This window comes from Chitinophaga sp. 22620, from assembly GCF_052044405.1.
Taxonomy (GTDB): domain Bacteria; phylum Bacteroidota; class Bacteroidia; order Chitinophagales; family Chitinophagaceae; genus Chitinophaga.
In genome coordinates, this window is the sequence record NZ_JBQEMV010000004.1 from 207,190 (window position 1) to 228,615 (window position 21,426).

At 53.4% G+C, this 21,426-nt stretch carries 13 protein-coding genes; 12 read left to right on the forward strand and 1 reads right to left on the reverse strand.

The window, feature by feature from the left end; genetic code table 11:
* The first annotated feature begins 148 nt into the window (after positions 1-148).
* The 11 genes from ACTJIK_RS20235 (at position 149) to ACTJIK_RS20285 (ending at position 19,382) form a co-directional block, all read left to right on the forward strand.
* A complete protein-coding gene (locus tag ACTJIK_RS20235; protein ID WP_440649353.1) occupies positions 149-3,556 on the forward strand; it encodes a SusC/RagA family TonB-linked outer membrane protein in 3,408 nt (1,135 codons plus the stop codon).
* Positions 3,557-3,566: 10 nt separating this feature from the next.
* Positions 3,567-4,988 (forward strand): RagB/SusD family nutrient uptake outer membrane protein, encoded by a 1,422-nt coding sequence (locus ACTJIK_RS20240; protein ID WP_440649354.1) that lies wholly within the window; start codon positions 3,567-3,569, stop codon positions 4,986-4,988.
* 10 nt (positions 4,989-4,998) lie between these two features.
* Positions 4,999-5,703 (forward strand): DUF4843 domain-containing protein, encoded by a 705-nt coding sequence (locus tag ACTJIK_RS20245; protein ID WP_440649355.1) that lies wholly within the window; start codon positions 4,999-5,001, stop codon positions 5,701-5,703.
* A gap of 17 nt (positions 5,704-5,720) precedes the next feature.
* On the forward strand, positions 5,721-7,127 hold the full coding sequence (locus ACTJIK_RS20250) for a PKD-like family lipoprotein (RefSeq protein ID WP_440649356.1): 1,407 nt from the start codon (positions 5,721-5,723) through the stop codon (positions 7,125-7,127).
* 33 nt (positions 7,128-7,160) lie between these two features.
* A complete protein-coding gene (locus tag ACTJIK_RS20255) occupies positions 7,161-8,615 on the forward strand; it encodes a redoxin domain-containing protein (RefSeq protein WP_440649357.1) in 1,455 nt (484 codons plus the stop codon).
* Between the two features lie 461 nt (positions 8,616-9,076).
* Complete coding sequence (locus ACTJIK_RS20260; protein ID WP_440649358.1) at positions 9,077-9,676, forward strand: RNA polymerase sigma factor; 600 nt, start codon at positions 9,077-9,079, stop codon at positions 9,674-9,676.
* A 116-nt stretch (positions 9,677-9,792) separates the two neighbouring features.
* Complete coding sequence (locus ACTJIK_RS20265; protein WP_440649359.1) at positions 9,793-10,992, forward strand: FecR family protein; 1,200 nt, start codon at positions 9,793-9,795, stop codon at positions 10,990-10,992.
* Positions 10,993-11,217: 225 nt separating this feature from the next.
* The gene (locus ACTJIK_RS20270) at positions 11,218-14,706 is read left to right on the forward strand and encodes a SusC/RagA family TonB-linked outer membrane protein (RefSeq protein WP_440649360.1); all 3,489 of its coding nucleotides are present in this window, start codon (positions 11,218-11,220) and stop codon (positions 14,704-14,706) included.
* Between the two features lie 11 nt (positions 14,707-14,717).
* Positions 14,718-16,148, forward strand: coding sequence for a RagB/SusD family nutrient uptake outer membrane protein (locus ACTJIK_RS20275; RefSeq protein ID WP_440649361.1), 1,431 nt, complete (start codon positions 14,718-14,720; stop codon positions 16,146-16,148).
* A gap of 82 nt (positions 16,149-16,230) precedes the next feature.
* Positions 16,231-17,175 (forward strand): ABC transporter ATP-binding protein, encoded by a 945-nt coding sequence (locus ACTJIK_RS20280; RefSeq protein ID WP_440649362.1) that lies wholly within the window; start codon positions 16,231-16,233, stop codon positions 17,173-17,175.
* Entirely contained in the window at positions 17,172-19,382 is a 2,211-nt protein-coding gene (locus ACTJIK_RS20285; protein WP_440649363.1) for a Gldg family protein, read from the forward strand. Before ACTJIK_RS20280 ends, ACTJIK_RS20285 begins: the two co-directional genes overlap by 4 nt.
* A gap of 77 nt (positions 19,383-19,459) precedes the next feature.
* Here the strand turns inward: ACTJIK_RS20285 and ACTJIK_RS20290 are convergent, their stop codons facing one another.
* Positions 19,460-20,608: a glycoside hydrolase family 43 protein gene (locus tag ACTJIK_RS20290; protein WP_440649364.1), complete on the reverse strand. Its 1,149-nt coding sequence runs from the start codon at positions 20,606-20,608 to the stop codon at positions 19,460-19,462.
* Positions 20,609-20,820: 212 nt separating this feature from the next.
* Here ACTJIK_RS20290 and ACTJIK_RS20295 point away from each other — a divergent pair, with 212 nt between their 5' ends.
* A complete protein-coding gene (locus tag ACTJIK_RS20295) occupies positions 20,821-21,387 on the forward strand; it encodes an RNA polymerase sigma factor (protein WP_440649826.1) in 567 nt (188 codons plus the stop codon).
* Positions 21,388-21,426 lie beyond the last annotated feature (39 nt).

Here is a 21,426-nt window from a genome sequence, read left to right on the forward strand (position 1 = left end):
ATTTTTTTAGCGATGTAGACCACTAATTATTTATCAACCAAACTTGATGCAAGTTATGCAAAAAACCGCTTCGGAGCATGGTTTTGGGAAGGTATGGCCACGATGGCAGCCTGTCCGGAACCGGCGATTAACCAAAATCATATTAGTGATGAAGCTAACAGCAGCCCTGCTACTAGCCGCGCTTTTCCAGGTAAAGGCAGCAGCCGTCGCGCAAAGCGTCACGTTCAACGGACAGAAAACTACCATCAGGAAGGTATTACGGGATGTGCAACGGCAAACCGGTTATTTCGTTTTCTTCAGTTCAAAATCCATCGTCCAGGCTGCGGAGACGCGCGAAGTGTCCGTCCGGGCGGAAAACATGCCGCTGCACGATTTCCTGGGCAAGCTGCTACAGGGCCAGGGAATGAATTTCGAGATCAGCGACAATACCATCAATATCACGCCGGGCAAACTTCCGCAGCTTCCTGCACAGAACGCTCCCACGCCCACCCTGGCAATATCCGGGCGGGTGACGGACCTGGAAGGCAACCCCCTGGACGCTGCTTCCGTTTCCATCATGAGCAAGCCTTCTGGCCAAATGGCGGACAGGCAGGGCCGCTTTAAAATAGACAACGTGCAGGACGGGGACCTCGTGGTATTTTCCTCGGTGGGTTATTCACCCGCCGGTGTCAGGATGCGCGGAACAACGCCGGTTTTCGAACAAATGACGGTGCAGGTGAACGGGCGGCCGGAAGAAACGGAAGGCAACGGCAAGAGCAGCCTGGTTGTCAATGGAGACGGTACCATTACCGTGAGGCTGGCGCGCCTGATCAGGAATATCGAGACCGTAGTGGTGACAGGTTTGTTCCAGCGCTCTGCCAGCAACTTCACCGGCGCGTCCAAAACCATCTCAGGCGCAGAGGCGAAGAAAGTGAGCGCCAATAATGTATTTGCTGCGATCTCCGCGCTGGACCCGTCTTTCCGCATTGTTCCCAACAACGTGACGGGCGGCAGCATCAACCAGCTGCCTGAAATCCAGATGCGCGGCCAGAACTCGTTTCCCAATCTCAGCGGCGAGCTTTCCAACAATCCCAATGCGCCGCTCTTCATCCTCGACGGTTTCGAAGTGAGCCTCCAGCGCATCGTGGACCTCGATATGAACCTGATCAACAGCATCACCCTGCTGAAAGACGCTTCCGCCACGGCGATCTACGGCTCCCGCGGCGCCAACGGCGTGATGGTCGTGACCACCATCACGCCCAAGCCGGGGAAGATCCAGGTCACCTTCAACAACGATTTCCGCTTCACCACACCCGACCTTTCCGTGTACAACCTCCTGAACACGCAAGAGAAGCTGGACTTTGAGAAACGGGCGGGAGTTTATACCTCCGAAAGCGCACAAACGCAACATGCGCGCGACGTGCTGTACAACGAGCGGTACAAAGCCATGAAAAGCGGCGTTAATACCGACTGGCTGTCTATCCCCGTACAGAATGGCTACAGCAACCGCAGCTCGTTATACCTGCAGGGCGGCGACCAGTCCATCCGATATGGCATCCAGATAATGGCGGATTTGCAGAACGGCGTCATGAAAGGGCAGGACCGGAAGAATTATTCCGGCCAGTTCGATCTGAGCTACCTGATGAAAAAAGTGCAGTTCAAAAATTCCATCCGCCTGTTCCAGAATAAGGCCAATGAATCGCCCTACGGCGAATTCAGCGAGTACGTGCGGCTGAACCCCTACTGGGCGCCTTATGATGAGAACGGCAGGCCTAAAAAGCTGCTGGAAGATGTGCTGATCCACCGGCTGAACAATACTTACAGCAGGATACCCAGCCCGCTGTATGATGCCACCCTCAATTCCGTGAACAGTTCAGAATATTTCGGGATCTCCAACAACTTCCAGGTACGGTACATGCCAACACCGGATTTCTATATCGAATCCAGCTTCAGCCTCAACAAGCAGAGCGCCGGGGCCGACCAGTTTTTCAGTGCGCAGGACAGCCGCTTCGACGCCGTTACCGATCTGAACCAGAAAGGCTCCTACATCGTGCGCGATGAAGATAGTCATAGTTACGAAAGCCTTACCACGGCGAACTACAACCTCACCACGGGCAGGCATCAGCTGTTTTCCACGTTGGGCCTCAATTTCTCCAGTTCCACCAACAAGTACTATTCCATGGTCACCCAGGGCTTTCCGTACGACCAGCTCGATAACCTGTTGTTTGCCGCCCAGTACGAAGCCAACGGCCGGCCCACGGGCGACGAAAGCACGGTGCGGAGGCTGGGCGTGGTATTCAGTGGCAGCTACAGCTACGACAACCGCTTTTTGCTGGACCTCTCCGCACGCCGCGACGGTTCTTCCCAATACGGGGCGGACAAGCGGTATGGCGCCTTCTGGTCTGCGGGCGCAGGCTGGAACCTGCATAACGAAAACTGGTTCAGCACCAGCGATATAGTGAACCGGCTGAAAGTACGCGCCAGCTACGGTACTACCGGTTCGCTGAACATCCCGGCATACAGCGCCAGGTCCAGGTACAGCTTTGGCGTAGGCACCAGCTACTACGGCGAGCTGGGTGCCACGCTCATCGGGCTCGGCAACGACTTCCTGAGCTGGCAGAACGTGCATAAAGCTAATGTGGGCCTCGACGCGGTGTTGTTCATTGAACGGCTGGATATCCGGGTGGACCTCTATAAGGAAAACACCAAAAACGCCCTTACACAGATCACGCTTGCTCCGTCTACCGGCTTTTCCAGCTTCAGCGAAAACCTTGGCGAGATCGAGAACACCGGTATCGAGTTTTCCGCGCGCATGAAGCTGATAGAAAATAAATCGAAAGGACTGTTGTGGTCGGTGAACGTGAACGGTTTTTCGAACAGGAACATCCTGAAGAAACTCTCCAACAAACTGAAGGCGTCCAACGACAAGCTGAACGCGGGCAACGAGGAGCAACAGGCGCCGAACGTGTTGTTCGAGGAAGGGCAGTCCATCAACGCCATTTATGTGGTCCGTTCGCTGGGCGTGGATCCTGCCACGGGCTCGGAAGTGTTCCTGAAGCGCAACGGGGAAAAGACCTATGAATGGAACGCGGCGGATAAAGTGGCTTATGGCGTAAGCATCCCGGAATGGAACGGCAACTTCGGGACGAACCTGCTTTATCAAGGCTTCGAGATGAACCTCATATTCAACTACCAGTTCGGCGGGCAATTGTATAACCAGACGCTGATAGACCGGGTGGAATCCGTGGACCCCAGCTGGAATGTGGACCGGCGGGCGTACGACCTGGGCTGGTCGGGCCCGGGCGATCATAGCAAATATACCCGCATCGGGGTGTCTACCAGGCCCACCAGGCTTACCTCGCGCTTCGTGCAGGACGATAACAACCTGACGCTGACCTCCGCATCGTTCGGGTATAACTTTTACAGGAGCGCTTTCGTCAGGCGGCTCGGGTTCAGGAGCCTGCAGGTTACGGCCATCACGAACGACCTTTTCCGGCTGAGCACGATCGAGATCGAGCGGGGCACCAGCAACCCTTTTGCCCGGACGTATTCCCTTTCCTTAAGAGTTGGTTTATAAAACGAATGACATGCAGAATCTTTTCAGATATATCTCTTGTATATTGCTTGCCGCCGTGCTCGCGGGCTGCAGCAAATACCTGGACGTTGCGCCCAAATCCACTTTGTCGGAGGAGGAATTGTTCCAGTCGGAAGTCGGCTTCCAGCAGGCGCTCACGGGCGTATATTCCCAGCTGGCCAGCCGTGCGCTGTACGGCGATAACCTCACCATGGGCTTTATGTCGGCGCTGGCGCAGAACTATTCTGTTTCCGGCGTTGGCGCGCCTTTTCTGGAAACCCGGGCTTTGAATTATGCTTCGGGCGAAGTGACCGGCTATACCGGCGCCATCTGGAGCACAGCCTATTCCGCTATCGCCGGCGCCAACAAGGTGATCCTGAATACGGAATCGAAGCGGGATGTGCTCAGCGCGGCCGGTTACGCTACCATACGGGCGGAGGCCCTGGGCCTGAGAGCGCTGCTGCATTTCGACATGCTCCGGATTTTCGGCCAGGAATATACTGCCGGCGCAGGGAAGAAGGCCGTACCGTATAAAAAAACGGTAGACCAAAATCCGGTAGTGCCTTCTGTTACCGAAGAGGTGGTGAACCTGGCGCTGCAGGACCTGGCCGAAGCGCAAGACCTGCTGAAGGACTATGATCCGGTATTTACCGGGTCTGCGAACAGGCGCATCAAAATGAACTACTATGCCCTGAAAGCGCTGGAAGCCCGCATCCGCCTGTATGCGGGAGATATGCAAAGCGCGTTCAATGCGGCGGAAGTGGTGGTGAATTCGGCCAGGTTTCCCCTCATTACCTTCGCCCGCGCTTCGGCGGCGCCGGCTTCCAGGGACCGGTTGTACCTCACGGAGCAGGTCTTCTGCATCCGCGTGCGCGATATGCTGAACTGGGTCAACAACGAGTATTTCCGGTTCTACGGCAATGCCAATATGCGCCTTACCCGGTCCAGTGGAAACTTCCAGACACTTTATGAAACGTCTTCCGGCGGCGGTACCGACTTCAGGTACCTCTACCGTATCGAGCAGGACGGCGGTTCGTCCTTCCCTTCGAAGTACTGGCAAACCTATACTGCTTCCAACAATACCCTGGATTCCAACCGGCTCGACCAGTACGTGCCCGCCATCCGCCTGTCGGAGATGTATTACATCATGGCCGAGTGCGCAGCTACGCCGGCCGAGGGAGCCGCTTATCTGAACGTTGTCCGCAAGGGCAGGGGCATCGCCGAACTGAATGCCGGCACCATTACGGCTACCGCCCTGCGCAATGAGATCACGAAGGAATACCAGAAGGAATTTTATGCCGAAGGACAGTTGTTCTTTTATTACAAACGCCGGAAAATCACCCGGATGCAGTTCATGTCCACCGACGTATCGCTGGCGAAGTATGTACTGCCTATCCCTGATCCGGAACTGGAATTCAATCCCAATTACAATTAAAAAACCGACCATGAGATATTTTATCATACTGTGTATTGCAGCGCTTGCCTGTTCCTGCCAGAAAGATGAGCTGATGGACTACAGCGGGGGGGACGGCATTGCCTTTTACCTGGGCGAATATGAGATCGACAGCGTCAGCTATTCGTTCGCTTTCTCGCCGGCGCCGGCAGCCAAGGATACCATTTACCTGAAGATGCGCGTGGTGGGCGGGGCGAAAGACTATCCCAGGACCATCGCGGTGAAAGCCGGAGCAGGCACTACAGCGCGCCAGAATGTGGACTTTATCCTGCCGCAACATACCCTTCCCGCTGGCGCCCTTACCGTGGACTATCCCGTTATTGTGATCAACAGCCCCGAAATGGCGGACAGCGAGTTCAGGCTCGTAGCCGAAGTAGCCGAAAGCAAGGACTTTACTCCGGGAGCCGTTGGACAGGAGATAGGCGGCAGCTACAACCTGTCAAAGATGCTGGTGAAGATCACCGGCAGGATCGTGGAGCCCACCTATTGGCCCGATGTGGAAAGCGCTTTTGGAACGTTCAGCGCGGTGAAGTTCCGGTTTATGATACAGGTGACTGGCCTCTCGGATTTTTCTTACGAGGCGCTGGGCACCAGCGGCATTTATAACCTGCCGGTCCGTTTGCGGAACGCGTTGCTGGAACACGAAGCCGCCAACGGTCCCCTGATCGACGAAAATGGTAACCGCGTAACATTTTAATTGAAAAAACGGCAGACATGACCAGACACATTTTTCTATTCATAAGTTTCATCATGCTTTTCACCGCCTGCCAGAAAGATAAGCAGGATTATCATTTTGAAAAGCAGAACACGGTGTCCATCAAAACCGCAGATTCTACCTTTACCGTAACCCAGTTCGAAACTTTAAAGGTAGCTACGGTATTGACGGAATCCATCCCGTCCAGGGATGGCTACACCTACCAGTGGAAAGCCTGGCAGGTAGGGGGCGATACCATTATTCTCTCCCGTAACAAAGACCTGGATGTTAGCATCGTGCTTGAGCCGGGTAGATACGAACTGGAATACAAGGTGGCCAATACCCGGACAGGCATCGTCTCTTTCATGATTTACCGCCTCACCGTAAACGGAGGATTTTATGAAGGCTGGCTGGTTTCGAACAACAGGAACGGCAAAGCCCTGCTGTCGTTTATCCGCGAAGACGGCGAACAGTTCCTGAACCCTGCCGAGATTATCAATAATACCACTTATCCCGGCAAGGCGCTGGGCGCATTCGCGGCTACTGACCCCTTTGGCAGTATCGCGCTGATCAATTTCTTTACCGACCAGGGCGTTTATCGTTTCAATGCGAACGACCTCGTGCAGAACGGCTCCACTACGGACATTTTTCCCGAGGGCAAGCAGTTTGTTTCCAAGCCCTGCTATGCCGTGGGCAAATCTGTGATAGACCAGTACATCATCGCCAACGGAGGCCTGCATGTAGGGCTGGGCCCGGTCTTTTTTCCAGCGGAGGTTTTAAAGCCTTTTTCGGACAGGCTGCCCGGTGATTACGATCTGTTCCCCGCCATTATCAGTTCCTCGCAGTACGCTACTTTCTTTTACGACAACAGGCACAAACGCTTCATGCAGGCAAGCTACCTGGACCGCGAGCTGACGGTCGCTTCCGGAAGCGATGCAGCAGCTTTCAATATGGGCAACGTTGGTATGACCATGCTCGCATCCGATTATGGCGTAATGGGCGCGATGAGCGACGAATATTATTTTGTAATGCAGGGAGCCGACGGCCGGTACATTCTTTCTTTGTCCAATACTACACCCGGTATAAACCAGAAGATCGGGAACAGTCCCGGCATTGAGCAGGCCACCGCGTTCGCCACTTCCAGCGTGGCCAAGCACCTTTATTACGCCGCTGGCAACAATATCTACCTGTACGATATGCTTGCCAACAGCTCCAGGCAGGTATTCTCATTCCCCACAGGCGTGCAGATCGCGGACGTGAAGCTGTTTCGCTCCACGAGCAAACGATTGGTGGTGGCGGCTAACGAAGGCGCAGAAGGTAAAGTGTACTATTTCGATCTCGACAACCTGGGCGATGTTGTGGGGAATACTGCCACCGACACTTTTTCGGGCTTCGGGGAGATCGCCCATCTTTTTTACAGGGATTAATACAAAGAACACTCAATCAAAAAAAAGACAATCATGAAAATAGGTAAAATACTGGTGTTGATGGTGGGCCTGTTCGTGGCTCATGAAGCGAAGTCGCAGAACAGCTGGGCGGAAACGAGAAAAAAAGCACAGGAGTTGGCGGATATAAAAGACACGACGGTACGGAACGCCAAATTGCAATCGCTGCTGGAAAGCAGCGCTGAAAAGGATTGGATGCTTGCGTACACCTATTATGCCGTGAACCGGAAAAACGATATGGCAGAAGCTGTACTGGAACGGGGCGTGAAAAAGTTTCCAAAGGGAGACCTGGCCTATAACCGCATGGCGGGCGAATTGCAGGGGATAAGGGATGGCGGACAGCTTGAAGACATGTACCTGAAGCTGGCAAAAGAGTTCCCCGGGAAGCCGGCGCCCGGCTTTACGATAAACACGCTGGTACTACATTTTGGCGAAAAACGGAACGCCGTAAAAATGTGGTATTACCTCGATCTGTTGAAAAAGGAAAATCATTCCGGGTTGTATGAATACACCTTGTTGCAAGTGCCTCCTATCGACCCGAAGCAACTCAGGATCCGGCTGAAGCCGGTGGTGGATTCGCTGGATAACCAATATCATGCGCTTTTAAAGCAGGGGGATACGGGCAGGCAGGCGCAACGCAGCCTGCTTCAGACCGGCAGCATGCTGAACCTGGCGGCTTCCAGTTATACTAACGTACTCATTAAATTGGGCCAGGCTGAAGAAGCGTATACTTTCATCAAATCCCAATATAACGATGGCGCCAACCGCGGTGTGCAGTCGTCATATTTGAGCGCCCTGGTCGCTACTAAAAGACTGAAGGACGCATTTCCGCTGATCGAAAACGCCTTGCGTGCGAATTTCGCCGACCGCCAGGCGAACGACAATTACCGTCAGGCATACATTGCCGTAAACGCCTCTGAAGAAGGATTTGAACGGAGAAAGGACAGCCTGTTGAAAGACATACGGCTGAAGATCAGGAATGATGTGATGAAGAAAGCCGTTCACCAGCCCGCGGCCGGCTTTACGCTGAAAGATGCGGACGGGAAATCAGTGTCCCTGTCCGACATGAAAGGGAAAGTGGTGGTAATGGACTTCTGGGCTACCTGGTGCGGCCCCTGCAAGGCTTCGTTCCCTTCCATGCAAATGGCGGTGGACAAATACAAAAATGATCCGGGCGTTGCCTTCGTTTTCCTGCACACAATGGATAAAGGCGAAGCCGATCCTGCCGCGGCGGCAAAGAAGTACGTTACAGATAACCATTTTACTTTCCGCGTGCTGATGGACCTGAGGGATAAAACTACCGGGCAATGCGCGGTGGCTGATTTGTATGGCGTAAAGGCCATTCCTACCAAAATCATTGTAGACCCTCAGGGTAACATCCGGTTTAACGTTGCCGGCTTCGGCGGGCTGAACGAGATAGCCGTGGAAGAGCTGTCTGCCATGATTGAGATCGCCCGGGAGAAGTCCTGAGCGCGCAAAAAGAAGTTTGAAGGAATAATAAAAACCATGGAACAGCCCTTACTTTATTTGGGAGGTATCCGAAGAAAAGGAAAATAAAAAAAGACCGGCATTGTTCCGGTCTTTTTTGCTGTAGGGGCAGGATTCGAACCTGTACGGAGCGGTTAGCTGACAGCACAATAAATTGAATGGTCGGTTAATTATGCTATAGTTTATCCTGTTATCTCCACCCCCGGGACAAGAGGGCATGTCTGCCAGTTCCATCCCGGCAGGGCGGGCGGTTTCAGCCCTTCGGCCATATCTCGACCAGGCGCATTATTGCATATCCGGCAGAATTTGGCGAAATTCGCCCCAGATTTGACATATTTACCGGGGTCGCTACTGCCCGGTAACAGGATTTCAACCAGGATCTTTTCATACCATTCGTTTTCACCATTCAATAGCGCATTACATTAATCATTAATATCGCTTCATTGAACGACGGTCATTTTATTGATGTTCCTGACCTTTATAAACAGATTGCCGCCGGCGATGAATCTGCGTTCAGGAAGCTTTTCGAGATCTACGCCCCGCGGCTGCTGGCCATGGCGGCGCGCATTACGGGATCGATGGCCGTGGCGGACGACCTGGTGCAGGATACCTTTCTTAAAATATGGGTAGCCCGCGACCAGCTTACGGAAGTTGCCCAACCGGCCGCCTGGATCAAGAAGATCTGTTTTTTCCTGGCCGTGAACTACGTGCGCCGCCAAACCATCCGCGACAAAGTGATGCATACCGTCGGGCTTGAAGGGGAAGACGCCGGCAAAGCCTTGCCCGTTGCGGAAATGATCGAGTTCCGGCAGCTGCTGACCCTGGTGAACGAAGCCGTCCGGCAACTGCCGGAAAAGCAACGGCAGATCTACCGCCTGAGCCGGGAACAGGCGCTGAGCACCAGTGAAATAGCCCAACACATGGACCTGGCCGTCAGCACCGTGAAAAACCTGCTGGTAATGGCCCTTAAAAATATCCGGGCCTCCCTGCAAAAGGCCGGTTACCCGCTGTTCCTGCTGATTTTAATAGATATCCTTATCTGAATATGCACCTGCCGGGAAAAAAAACTTTACTTTTTTTCGGTACCATTCTTCCCCTCAATTGTCTGGTATAGATGAGGGGGCATAAAAAGTCTTCGTTTACCTGTATTACCACCTGAATGGAACATAACGCCCGATTAACATATTTACTGGCACGCCTGGCGGCGCATGACGCCACGGAGGAAGAACTGAACGAGCTCACCGCATTGGTGGACCTGGGCGAACCCGGCGCTACCATCGAAGAGGTGGAAAGCTGGTTGCAGGAGCACGGGCAGCAGCCGCTGCCGGCCTACGACGGGCAGCACTGGATGGAAGTGGCGGGCCTGATATTGAAGTCGGATAAGCTGGCCGGCGACCCGGTTGCCAAACCGGTGCAGCGGGTGCATTTCCTGCACAGGTGGGGATGGGCCGCCGCTGTGATAGTGCTGGTTGCCGCCGGCGCCTGGTATTTCAACCAGTATCATCAGCCGCAGCCGGCGCCCATGGTGGCCGGAAGCCAGCCGCCGGATGTGGACCCCGGGAGAAATGGCGCCGTCCTTACACTGGCCGACGGATCGCAAATGGTGCTGGACAGTGCCGGCAACGGCGTCATCACCCGGCAGAACGGCACCACCGTAATACTGAAAAATGACGGGCTGCAATACTCGCCTGAAGATGCGGGCACCGGCGAAATGAAATATAACACCGTTACCACCTCTAAAGGCCGGCAGTTCAGGGTTGTGTTGCCGGATGGCACAAAGGTCTGGCTCAACGCGGCCAGCTACCTGCGGTTCCCTGTTGCTTTTAATGCGAAAGAAAGGATGGTGGAGTTTTCGGGCGAAGCTTATTTTGAAGTGGCTAAAAATGCCGCGCAGCCTTTCAGGTTGAAAGTGCCCGGGAAAATAGACCTCGAAGTGCTGGGTACGGTATTTAATGTAAACGCCTATACGAATGAAAGTAATAGCTACACTACACTGGTGGAAGGAGCGGTCAGGATATCCCTTACCGGCAGAACCGGCGGCACGGTGGTATTGAAGCCAGGCGAACAGCTCCAGGCGGGAGGCGCGGGCATGGAAGTGACGCGCAACGCCAACGTGGAACAGGCCACAGCCTGGAAGAACGGCCTCTTTAATTTTGAAGGGATGGGCCTGCGCGAAATGATGCGGCAGCTGGAACGCTGGTACGACCTGGAAGTGGTATATGAAGGAAATGTGCCGGATGTCCGGTTCTTCGGGGAGATGAGCAGAACGCTGAAACTCTCTGATGTATTGGCCGGCCTGGAAAGGTCCGACGTGCATTTCCGCCTCGAAGAAGGGCGCAGGCTGGTCGTGATGCCTTAAACATGAAACATTATACGTGAGATCATAAATCAACTAAAGACGGTCAACCCGGCAAAAAGAAAACCGGAAGTGCGGCTAACACTTCCGGCTAAAATTGCCGGTTGACTAAAACGGGTTTCGAGACCTCCATTTTTAACAACCAAACGTTGCAAATCTATGCAAAAAACTGCTTACTGGAGCCGTTGGGACTTGCCGTGCCGGCTCCCAACCAAAATGCTCCGGATCATGAGATTTACCAGTGTTCTCCTTCTCGCCATTTGTTTACATGTATCAGCCAGCTCATTTTCGCAATCCGTTACTTTCTCCGGAAGGGATGTTTCGCTGAAAAAGGTGTTCGCCGCCATTAAAAAACAAACCGGTTTCGTGGTTTGGGGCAAATCAGAACTCCTGCAGAAAGCGGGCGCGGTATCGGTATCCGTCCAGAACATGCCGCTTACCAGCTTCCTGGACCTGATCACGAAAGACCAGCCGTTTAACTATAAAATAGCAGACAATACCATTCTTTTATACAGCAAACCCACCCGTACAGCGGGAGGTGAAACGATGCCGCCACCGGAATTGCCGGTTACCGGCCGGGTAACAGACAGCACAGGCGTTCCCCTGATCGGCGCCACGGTGACGGTCATCGGCGGCAACCGGTCCGCCATTACCGACACGGAAGGAAGCTTCACGCTGCCTGTTACAGCCGGGAATGTACTCCGCATCAGTTTCATCGGGTATAAAACCAAAGAAATAACAATTACCGCTTCCGTGCTGCAAGCCGGCCGCCTCGGTAATATCTCGCTGTCTGTCGTTTCTTCCAACCTCACTGAGCTGAATGTTACCGCCAACACAGGGTATCAATCCATCCCCAAAGAACGCGCTACCGGGTCTTTCAGCGTGATCACGGAAAAAACACTGGGCGCCAGGATGGAAACCAATATTATGGACCGGCTGGAAGGCACGGTGCCAGGCCTTTTTATGCAGAACGGGGTTCCCACCATCCGCGGGCTCTCCACGCTTTACGGCAACCAGGCGCCGCTGTACGTGGTGGACGGCTTCCCGTATGAAGGCGACCTGGGTTATATCAATCCTGCCGACGTGGTGAATGTGACCTTGATGAAAGATGCGGCGGCAGCCTCTATCTACGGCACAAGGGCCGCCAATGGCGTGATCTCCATCACCACCCGCCAGGGCGGCGGTAAACTGACCGTCAATTTCAGCAGCACCGCGTTCCTCACCGCCAAACCAGACGCAGGTTATCTGAACCTGCTCAATTCCTCGCAGATGGTGGATATGCAACAGGAACTTTTTAATAAATGGCATCCTTCCTTCAACGACGGTATCAGGCGCGAAGGCAAGAGCAAGGCGCTGGAAGCGCTGTATAACCACGAACAGGGCCTTATCAGTGAAACAGAACTGGACGGTATCCTGAACCGCCTGCGCAGCTACGACGGGCAAAGCCAGCTGGAAGACCTGTACATGCGCAACCGTATCAAACACCGCCAGAGCTTTTCCGCCAGCGGCGGCAATGATATCCACCGGTATAACGTTTTCATGAACTATACCGGCAACAGCGGGTATGGATTACGCACCCGCAACGAGGATGTAAACGTGGGCCTGCGGGACTATGTAAAAGTGTTCAAATGGCTGGATGCAGAAGTCGGCGTGACCACCAATCTCCGCAATGGAAAATACCAGCGCGACGACCCGGAAAAATACTATCTGAACATGCCGTACGAAATTCTCAGGAATGCGGACGGCAGCTCCGCTCCGTTCACCCTGCTTAAATCCCCTTATGAGATCGAAAGGCTGAAGGCACTGGGGCTGCACGATGAAACCTTTAACCCGCTGGATGAGCTGGATAAGGCCGAGCTGTCGTACTGGTCGAATTACTTCCGGCTCCAGGGCGGGTTCACGGTAAAGATCATGCGCGGACTTACCCTCGATCTCAAATACCAGACGGAACGCGGTACCAGCTATCAGAAACAGTATTTCAAATCCGATTCCTACTACGCCAAGAACCTCATCAACGATGCGGCGCAGATCGACCCGCAGGGTGAGATCGTGTACAACGTGCCCGACGGCGGACAGGTCTACGAAACGAGAGGGAATTCCAAATCATATACCGCCCGCGCGCAACTCAACTTCGACCGGGAAATCGCATCCCGGCACCGCCTGACGGCATTGGCAGGCGTGGAGCGCCGGGCCATCTCGAATGCCACCACCTCGCTGTTCAAAATGGGGTACAACGATAACAACCTCCAGTTCCAGCCCGTGGACGAATATGCGCTCGGCAGCCTGAAGGGGACACAATCGCTGAGCAGTACCTTTTTCTGGAGCTTCAACAACAGTACCAATTTCAGGTACCAGGAAGAACGCTACATTTCGGCGTATGCCAATGCGGGATATACCTTCAACGGCAGGTACAACCTGACCGGCAGCGTGCGGGTCGACAACTCCAACCTTTTCGGTACCGATCCACGGTACCGTTACCTGCCCCTGTGGTCGGTAGGTGCGAGCTGGCGCCTGACGGAGGAAGATTTCATGAAGGACATCCCCTGGCTGAGCAGCCTGAGCGTCCGCTCCACCTACGGGCTGGGCGGCAACGTGGCCAGGTCGGTCGGCCCCTTCCTGCAGGCTAGCTCCGATTTCGTCAACGAAACAAGAGCCACCGGCACCAATATCCTCTATCCGCCCAACAAATCCCTGAGATGGGAGAAAACGGCCACTACCAATATCGGGATTGATTTTGCCGTGCTGAACAACCGCATTTCCGGATCGCTGGATTATTACATCCGCAAATCCACCGATCTGCTGGGTGAGAAGCTGACAGATCCCACCAATGCCTTTCCTTTCGCCCTGATCAATTACGGAAGCATGAAAAACAAAGGCTTCGAAATGGCGCTCAATTCCCGGAACATCGATGGAAAACATTTTTCCTGGAGCAGCACGCTGGCTCTCAGCCTTAACAAGAACCAGATGACGGACATCAATCTCCGCGACATGAGATATGACATGCTCACACAGGGCTACGGCGTCAACCGCATCGGCTACCCGATGGATGCGCTGTTCAGCTTCAAATACGCCGGGCTAGACCCCACCAACGGCTCTGTGATGGTATACGATGCCGCAGGTAAAGTGGTAAAGAACTATGATCAGTCCGGCACCATCGTGGCGAATATGACCGATGTCAACGGCCTGGCATACAGCGGTACGCTCCGGCCCAAATATACCATGGGCCTGACCAACAGCTTTACGTACAAACAGCTTTCACTCAGCATCATGATCATCGCCAACGGCGGGAACGTGATGAGGGATGTGGTAAGTCCTATCCAGAGCAATTTCGGTGGAAAGAACGTAGACGCCAGGATGATGAATTTCTGGCGTAAGCCGGGCGACGAAAATGTACCGGGAATGTTGCCCGCGCCCGATCTGGCTAACAACGGCCGCGAGTATTACAACCTCATCTGGTTCGCCAACGACCGGAACGTGCTGAAGGCGGACTATATCAAAGTAAGGGATATCGCACTGTCTTACAACTTCGCGCCGATGCTGCCGCGCATCAAAAAGCTGTCGTCCGCCAAGCTGACCCTGCAGGTACAAAATCCTTTCAGCTGGTACAATAACGATGCGGGCATTGACCCCGAAGCGTACGAGCTTGCCAGCACCTATGCCAACAGGAGGCTGCCGGTGATGCCTGTGTACATGGCCGGAATTGACATCACATTCTAAAACGAGGAATCATGAAGAAATTACATCTGTATATCATTTTCATCATAGCGTTATCCGGTTGCGACAAGTTCCTGGACATAAAACCGAAAGATAAGTTCATCCCTATCACGGTGACCGATTTTGAAAATATGCTCAACTCCGGTACCATGGTCAATTTCGGGGACCAGTACTGGGATCTTATGTCGGACGATGCTTTCCTGCCGGAAGGGCAGCCCGGCAACCTGTATACGAAACAGCAGCCTTATGGCAGGCTGATCTATACGTTCAATACCTCGCCCTACGACCAGGGGGGCAACGACTTCCTGTGGAGCGAAGGTTACAAGCGGATATTTTACTGCAACACGATCATCAATAATATCATGGAGGCTACGGAAGGTACGGACGCCAACCGGAGAAGCGTACGCGCGGAGGCCTATCTTGGCCGTGCCATGGAGCACCTGCAGCTGGTGAACGTTTACGCGCATCATTATGACGAAGCCACGGCAGCGACGGCGCCCGGCATTCCTATCGCACTGATAGCAGATATCAATGCGAAGTTTGTCAGGAACTCGGTAAAAGAGGTGTACGAACAGATACTAAGCGATGCGCATGCCGCCGTGGCCGACCTCCCGGTGAAGAATAAGCTGACGAAGTTCAGGGCCTCCAAAGCCGGAGGCTACGCCTTACTCGCCAGAACCTACCTGTTTATGGGCGATTATGTCAATGCCCGCAAAAATGCGGACCTCGCGCTTTCCTTACAGGGTGAGCTGAAAGACATGAACACCTACAACGTCATCATCCCCGGGCCATTTCCCAATATTCCCGGCGCGCCGCTGGGCTGGACCAATATCCCTGACGCGCAGCTCAACCCCGAAACCATCGTGGCCCGTCATTTCCTGCGCCCTTTCGGGCTGGGGATGGACGTTTGTGCCTCCCCTGAACTGACGGCGCTTTTCACCAACGACGATAAGCGCTGGACGCTGTATTTCGCCGACGGCTGGCCGCCCGCTCCACCGTTCAACTATATGAGCCGGTACGGGGTGAAGATCTTCCTGCGCGGGGACTATTACAGCAACTATCTCAACGTTCCGGAAATGTACCTCGTGCGCGCGGAATGCCTTGCCCGGGAAGGTAAGGCGGCGGATGCCCTGGCCGATATCAACAAGCTTCGGCTGAACAGGATCACGCCCGCCGCGTATAAAGCCTTTACACTGGCGGACTTCGGTAATAATAATGAAAACGTTCTTCGTTTTGTACTGGAAGAAAGAAGGCGCGAACTGGTCTTCACCGGTATGCGCGTCATCGATCTGAAACGTTTGAATAAAGAAGCGCGTTTCCGGAAGACCATCAAACATACCGCCGAAGGCGTTGACTACGAGTTGCTGCCCGGCAGCGACAAGTACCTGCGGCAGCTGTGGCCCAATGCCACTGTGTTCAACCCGGACTGGCCGCTGAATCCATAATTTTTTCCTCTTCTTCCCTGTTCCATTGAGGGCGCTGGCAATTGCCGGCGCCATCAATTCCTGTTGTTTAAACCAATCGCACATGCAAGAAAATATCGTAACAATTGAAGGGCTGTCGCACCGCTACAGTAAAGACTGGGCGGTGAAAGATGTCAGCTTCGGGATCAATAGGAACGGCATCGTGGGGCTGCTTGGCTCCAATGGCGCCGGCAAGTCCACCACCATGAACATCCTTTGCGGAGTGTTAAGCCAGACCGAGGGCCGCGTGCTGATCGAGGGCATCGATATGAGAACGCACCCTGAAGAGGCCAAAAAAAGGATCGGCTTCCTCCCGCAGAACGCGCCGCTCCATCTCGAGCAAACCGTAGATGAATACCTCACTTTCTGCGCGCATATCCGGCTGATAGAAAAACGCCGGATAAAGGCCGCAGTGGATATGGTGAAGGAAAGATGCGGCGTGGCGCATTTCAGCAAAAGGCTTATCGGCAACCTCTCCGGCGGCTACCGCCAGCGGGTGGGCATTGCGCAGGCGCTTATCCATACGCCGCTGCTGGTTGTGCTGGACGAGCCTACCAATGGCCTTGATCCCAACCAGATACTGGAAGTAAGGCAGCTCATCAAAGAAATAGCCGCCGACCGCGCGGTGATCTTTTCTTCGCACATTCTCTCGGAAATACAGGCTACCTGCCAGGATATCATCATGATCGAAGGCGGCAAGATCGTGTTCAAAGACACGATGGAATCTTTCAACAACTATATCGAACCGGACAGCCTCATCGCCACGCTGGAAAATCCGCCGCCGGAAGCAGAATTAAGAGCTATCAAAGGCATTAAGGAAGTGGAGTTCCTGACGGAGAAAACGATCCGGGTACGATTCGAGCCTGCCGCCGATATAGCGGAGAACCTCATCGAAACGAGCGTTCACCGGAAATGGCGCCTGAAGGAAATCACGCTGGAGAAAAGCTCGCTCGACGCCATCTTCGCACAGTTATCCAATAAAAAAACTAAACCCGCCGCACAACCATGAAATTAATTATCAGAATAGCCCGGCAGGAACTGAGCCTCCTGTTCCATTCACCGGTAGCCTGGCTCATATTGATCGTGTTTCCCATACAGATCGGGGTCAATTTTATTTATTATCTCCAGATGATAGGAAGGGCGCAGCGGATGGGCAATCACTTTTCCGATGTTACCTCCATGGTCTTTGCCGGCCTGCAGGAAGGATTTTACCCGGGCGTAAAGAACACGCTGTATTTCTACATCCCGCTGCTCACAATGGGGCTCATCAGCCGGGAAACGCACAGCGGTTCCATTAAGCTGCTGTTATCCTCGCCGATCAAGGTAAGGGATATCGTACTGGGAAAATATGTCGCCATGATGGGATATGGCGCGCTGTTGCTCGTCATCATTTGTTTGTACGGCATCTCGGGCTCTTTTTTTATTGAGCATATCGACTGGACGCTGCTGGCTTCCGGCGCACTGGGGCTCTACCTGCTCATCTGCGCTTACGCGGCCATCGGGTTATTTATGTCCTCGCTCACCACTTACCAGGTAGTAGCGGCCATCAGCACACTGGCGGTACTGGCAGGCCTCAACTTCGTCGGCGGCCTGTTCCAGGGCAACGATACCGTGCGGCACATCACTTATTTTATGTCCATCGCGGGCAGAACGGAACAGTTTATTTTCGGGCTGATCAGCTCGCAGGATGCTTTTTATTTTTTCCTCGTGATCGGGTTTTTCCTGGCCATTACTGCTATGCGGTTACAGGATCAGCGGGAGGCAAAATCTCCCTACATCCGCACCGCCAGGTACCTCGGGCTGATAGCGGTGTGTTTCCTTACCGGCTATGTCAGTTCCCTGCCGGCTTTCACGGGTTATATCGATATGACGGCCACGAAAATGCATACGCTCGGCCCGCAAAGCCGCGAACTGATCACAAAAATGGATAAGCCGCTGAAGATCACCACCTATGTAAACATCCTCGACAATAATTATTATCTCGGCGCACCGGAGAAAAAAAGCGCAGATGAACGGATACTCACGCCGTACCGCCGGTTTATGCCGGACCTGGAAATGGATTACGTGTATTATTATGATTTTTCCAACAACGAAGGCCTTTACAAAAATTACCCCGGCGAAAGCGATGCCGCCATCGCAAAAAAAGTAGCGGACATACAGGACCTGGATCACAAAAAAGTGCTGCCGCCCGAAAAGATCAAAAAAATGGTAGACCTCGGCCCGGAAGAGAACCGTCTCGTACGGCTCCTGCAATATGGCGATAAAAAGACCTTCCTCCGGTACTACAACGACATCCGGATATATCCCGGCGAGCAGGAATTCACCGCTGCGCTGAAACGGCTGGTTACGCCATCTGAAATACCTGTTATCACTTTTCTCAGGGGTAACGGGGAAAGAAGCATCACAAAAGCGGGAGATGCGGCCTTCAGGATGTTTGTGAACGAGCTTACCTTCAGGGGCGCGCTGATCAACCAGGGATTCAATGTAGACACCGTTAATCTCGACAATGAGGACATCTCCGCAAATACTTCCGTGCTGGTGATAGCGGATCCGAAAACAGCCTTCTCTCCGGCGGTCCAAAAAAAGCTGGATGAATATATAGCCGGCGGCAGAAACCTCTTTGTGATCACAGAACCGGGGTCGCAGGAAGTACTGAAGCCCTTGCTGCAGCAGCTGGACGTGCAGCCGGGCGAAGCGCCGCTGCAGGAAGAAAGCCGGGATTATGCGCCCGATTTTATCCTCGCCCGCTTTTCCGACAGCGCCGGGAACATTGCCCCCAGGCTTTCGGCATACAGGGCCGATCGTGCCGTGGTATCCATGGTGGGCGCAGTAAGCCTTCGATATGGGGGAGGGCATGGCTTTCAAACCACTCCGCTGCTGGTGGCAAAAAACAATGAAGCGCTGGCTGTTGCAGCGGAAAGAAAGGTAGGGAGCAGAACGCAGCGGATCGTTGTTACCGGTGATGCAGATTTTATGAGCTCGGGCGAACTGGCACGGCGCAAACCGTATATATGGAACCAGCCCCTGATCACGGAGATATTCCGCTGGTTCACCTATGGCACCTTCCCGGTAAATACCGGCGCCATCAAATCGAAAGACAGGATCGATACCGATGATAAAGGCATTATTACCATGCGGGTAATTTTCTTCGGCGTGATACCGGGAGCGCTCCTGATCTTTGCAACGGCGCTGTTGCTGTACAGGAAAAGGAGATAGGATGGCTATAAGTTCATTAAATAAGAAACAGCCGGTTCTTTGCCGGCTGTTTTTTTATTGGGATGTATTTTTGACTGTTATTTGCTTGCAGGTACAGCCTGCGGTGCGGTAGTAGGGCCTTCCACAACAAGCTTCCCGTCTTTCAGGATCTTCATCCGGTCGATAAAAACAACGCGCTGGTCTCCTGTAGCTGACGTCCGCGCATGATATACGCAGAACATCTCTTTGCCATCCGGCGAATAGGTAATGCTGTTATGTCCTGTTCCGGTCACGACGCCTCCCTTTTCAACGTTCTTCTGCAAAACGGGATTATTAGCCGCCTTGGTGAACGGGCCCAGCGGGCTTTTTGAAGTGGCATATCCCACCGCGTAGTTCCTGCCGCCGAAATAATTCGCGGAGTACATCATATAGTAGGTGTCTCCTTTTTTGAATGCAACGGAACCTTCCGTCCACCGCCGGTTCACTTCTTTGGACGTAACCGAACGGCTTTCCCATTCCGCCTGCTTGTCGTCCATTTTTACAGGAGGGCGCAATAACATGACAGGTTCTCCCGTCACACCGCTGAAATCAGGTTTCAGCTCAACCCCATACACCCAGCTTTCCTCGATTGTATCGAACCAGCCCTTTTGTTTGGCCCAGGCGGCCACTTCGCTTTCCACGGGATGTTTGTAGCAGCAGCGGGAATAATAAAGGTAGACTTTGCCATTTTTGTCAAAAAGCACATTGGCATCGATCACAGGGTAGCCGGGGTCGAAGACCGGCTTGTTGCTGACGTCGGTGAACGGGCCTGTGGGATGGTCTGCCACGGCCACGCCAATGCGGAAGTTCTCAAGTTCCTTATTGGGATTGTCTTTCCACTGCGCGCTGTAGAACATGTAGAATCTGCCTTTGTATTCATACACTTCAGGCGCCCAGTATGCCCCGTTCCATGCGGCAGCAGAGTCGCTCCAGCCATTTTTGTTGCCTGCAAAGTATACCTGGCCTTCGTTTTTCCAGTTCACCAGGTCGGTGGAGGAGTAGGCGGCAAATCCGTTTTTGGCGCCGCCGCCGGTCCCGTACATATAATATTTGTCCTTTACATGCAGCACATACGGGTCGCCGAATTCCACCGGCAGGGGGTTCTGAAAGGTGCGCCCGGTTGCGGACTGTGCACGCAACGCGGTGGTATTCAGGAATAACATCAGCAGGGTGGAAGCCCCGGTTAAGATCTTTATGGGTCGTTTCATTTTTGAATATTTCTTAAAAGGAATAAGTCATGGCCGGTCGCTAATATAGCAGCAGGAAATTACATTTTAAAATTTATGACGGGGAAGGAGGATGGATAACCCTTCTTCCCTAATTCTGAAAAAAAATAAAAAAATCAAAAAAATCCAATAACTTGATCCCCACATCGTACTGATATTGTCGTCTTTCATATAAATCACTGCAATTGGAAAATATGCGATTGTCTGAAATATCCAAACGGATCGAGAACGACGATGAAAATGCATTCAGGGAGGTCTTCGATCTGTTCTATTTCGACCTGATTGCCTTTTCCCGGAAGATCATTGCGGATGAGCAGGCTTCGGAAGACATCGTGGAAAACGTGTTCATCCGGCTTTGGCAGAACCGCAAGACGCTGGGCAATATCAACAACCTCTCCGCTTACCTTTACACCGCCATTAAATACGCCTCGATCAATTACCTTAAAGCCCGCAAGAACGTCAGCGACGTGGCTATCGAAGACCTGGACGACAGCAGCCTCTTTTCCTTTACCACCCCTGAATCGTCCATGATCGGGAAAGAAGAGATCCGCACGATCGAGAAGGCCATCAACCAGCTGCCGCCTAAGCTGAAGCTCGTGTTTTACCTCGTGAAAGAAAAAGGGCTGAACTGCCGGGAAGTTGCCAAGATCCTGAATTCTTCCATCCGCACGGTGGAAACCCAGCTTTACCATTCCCTGAAAAAGATCGCCGCCGTCCTGGAAGAAAGCCAGGTGATCCTGCCGCGGCGGAGCAGCCGCTAACTAACCCCCTTTACCCGTATTTCCTCCTGATAAATACTA

What these genes read in the sequence shown, in the direction of transcription:
- ACTJIK_RS20245 (WP_440649355.1), top strand. Translation starts at nt 4,999, where the DNA reads ATGAGATATTTTATCATACTGTGTATTGCAGCGCTTGCCTGTTCCTGC.
- ACTJIK_RS20295 (WP_440649826.1), top strand. Translation starts at nt 20,821, where the DNA reads ATGCGATTGTCTGAAATATCCAAACGGATCGAGAACGACGATGAAAAT.
- ACTJIK_RS20290 (WP_440649364.1), bottom strand. Translation starts at nt 20,608, where the DNA reads ATGAAACGACCCATAAAGATCTTAACCGGGGCTTCCACCCTGCTGATG.
- ACTJIK_RS20235 (WP_440649353.1), top strand. Translation starts at nt 149, where the DNA reads ATGAAGCTAACAGCAGCCCTGCTACTAGCCGCGCTTTTCCAGGTAAAG.
- ACTJIK_RS20270 (WP_440649360.1), top strand. Translation starts at nt 11,218, where the DNA reads ATGAGATTTACCAGTGTTCTCCTTCTCGCCATTTGTTTACATGTATCA.
- ACTJIK_RS20250 (WP_440649356.1), top strand. Translation starts at nt 5,721, where the DNA reads ATGACCAGACACATTTTTCTATTCATAAGTTTCATCATGCTTTTCACC.
- ACTJIK_RS20280 (WP_440649362.1), top strand. Translation starts at nt 16,231, where the DNA reads ATGCAAGAAAATATCGTAACAATTGAAGGGCTGTCGCACCGCTACAGT.
- ACTJIK_RS20275 (WP_440649361.1), top strand. Translation starts at nt 14,718, where the DNA reads ATGAAGAAATTACATCTGTATATCATTTTCATCATAGCGTTATCCGGT.
- ACTJIK_RS20240 (WP_440649354.1), top strand. Translation starts at nt 3,567, where the DNA reads ATGCAGAATCTTTTCAGATATATCTCTTGTATATTGCTTGCCGCCGTG.
- ACTJIK_RS20255 (WP_440649357.1), top strand. Translation starts at nt 7,161, where the DNA reads ATGAAAATAGGTAAAATACTGGTGTTGATGGTGGGCCTGTTCGTGGCT.
- ACTJIK_RS20285 (WP_440649363.1), top strand. Translation starts at nt 17,172, where the DNA reads ATGAAATTAATTATCAGAATAGCCCGGCAGGAACTGAGCCTCCTGTTC.
- ACTJIK_RS20265 (WP_440649359.1), top strand. Translation starts at nt 9,793, where the DNA reads ATGGAACATAACGCCCGATTAACATATTTACTGGCACGCCTGGCGGCG.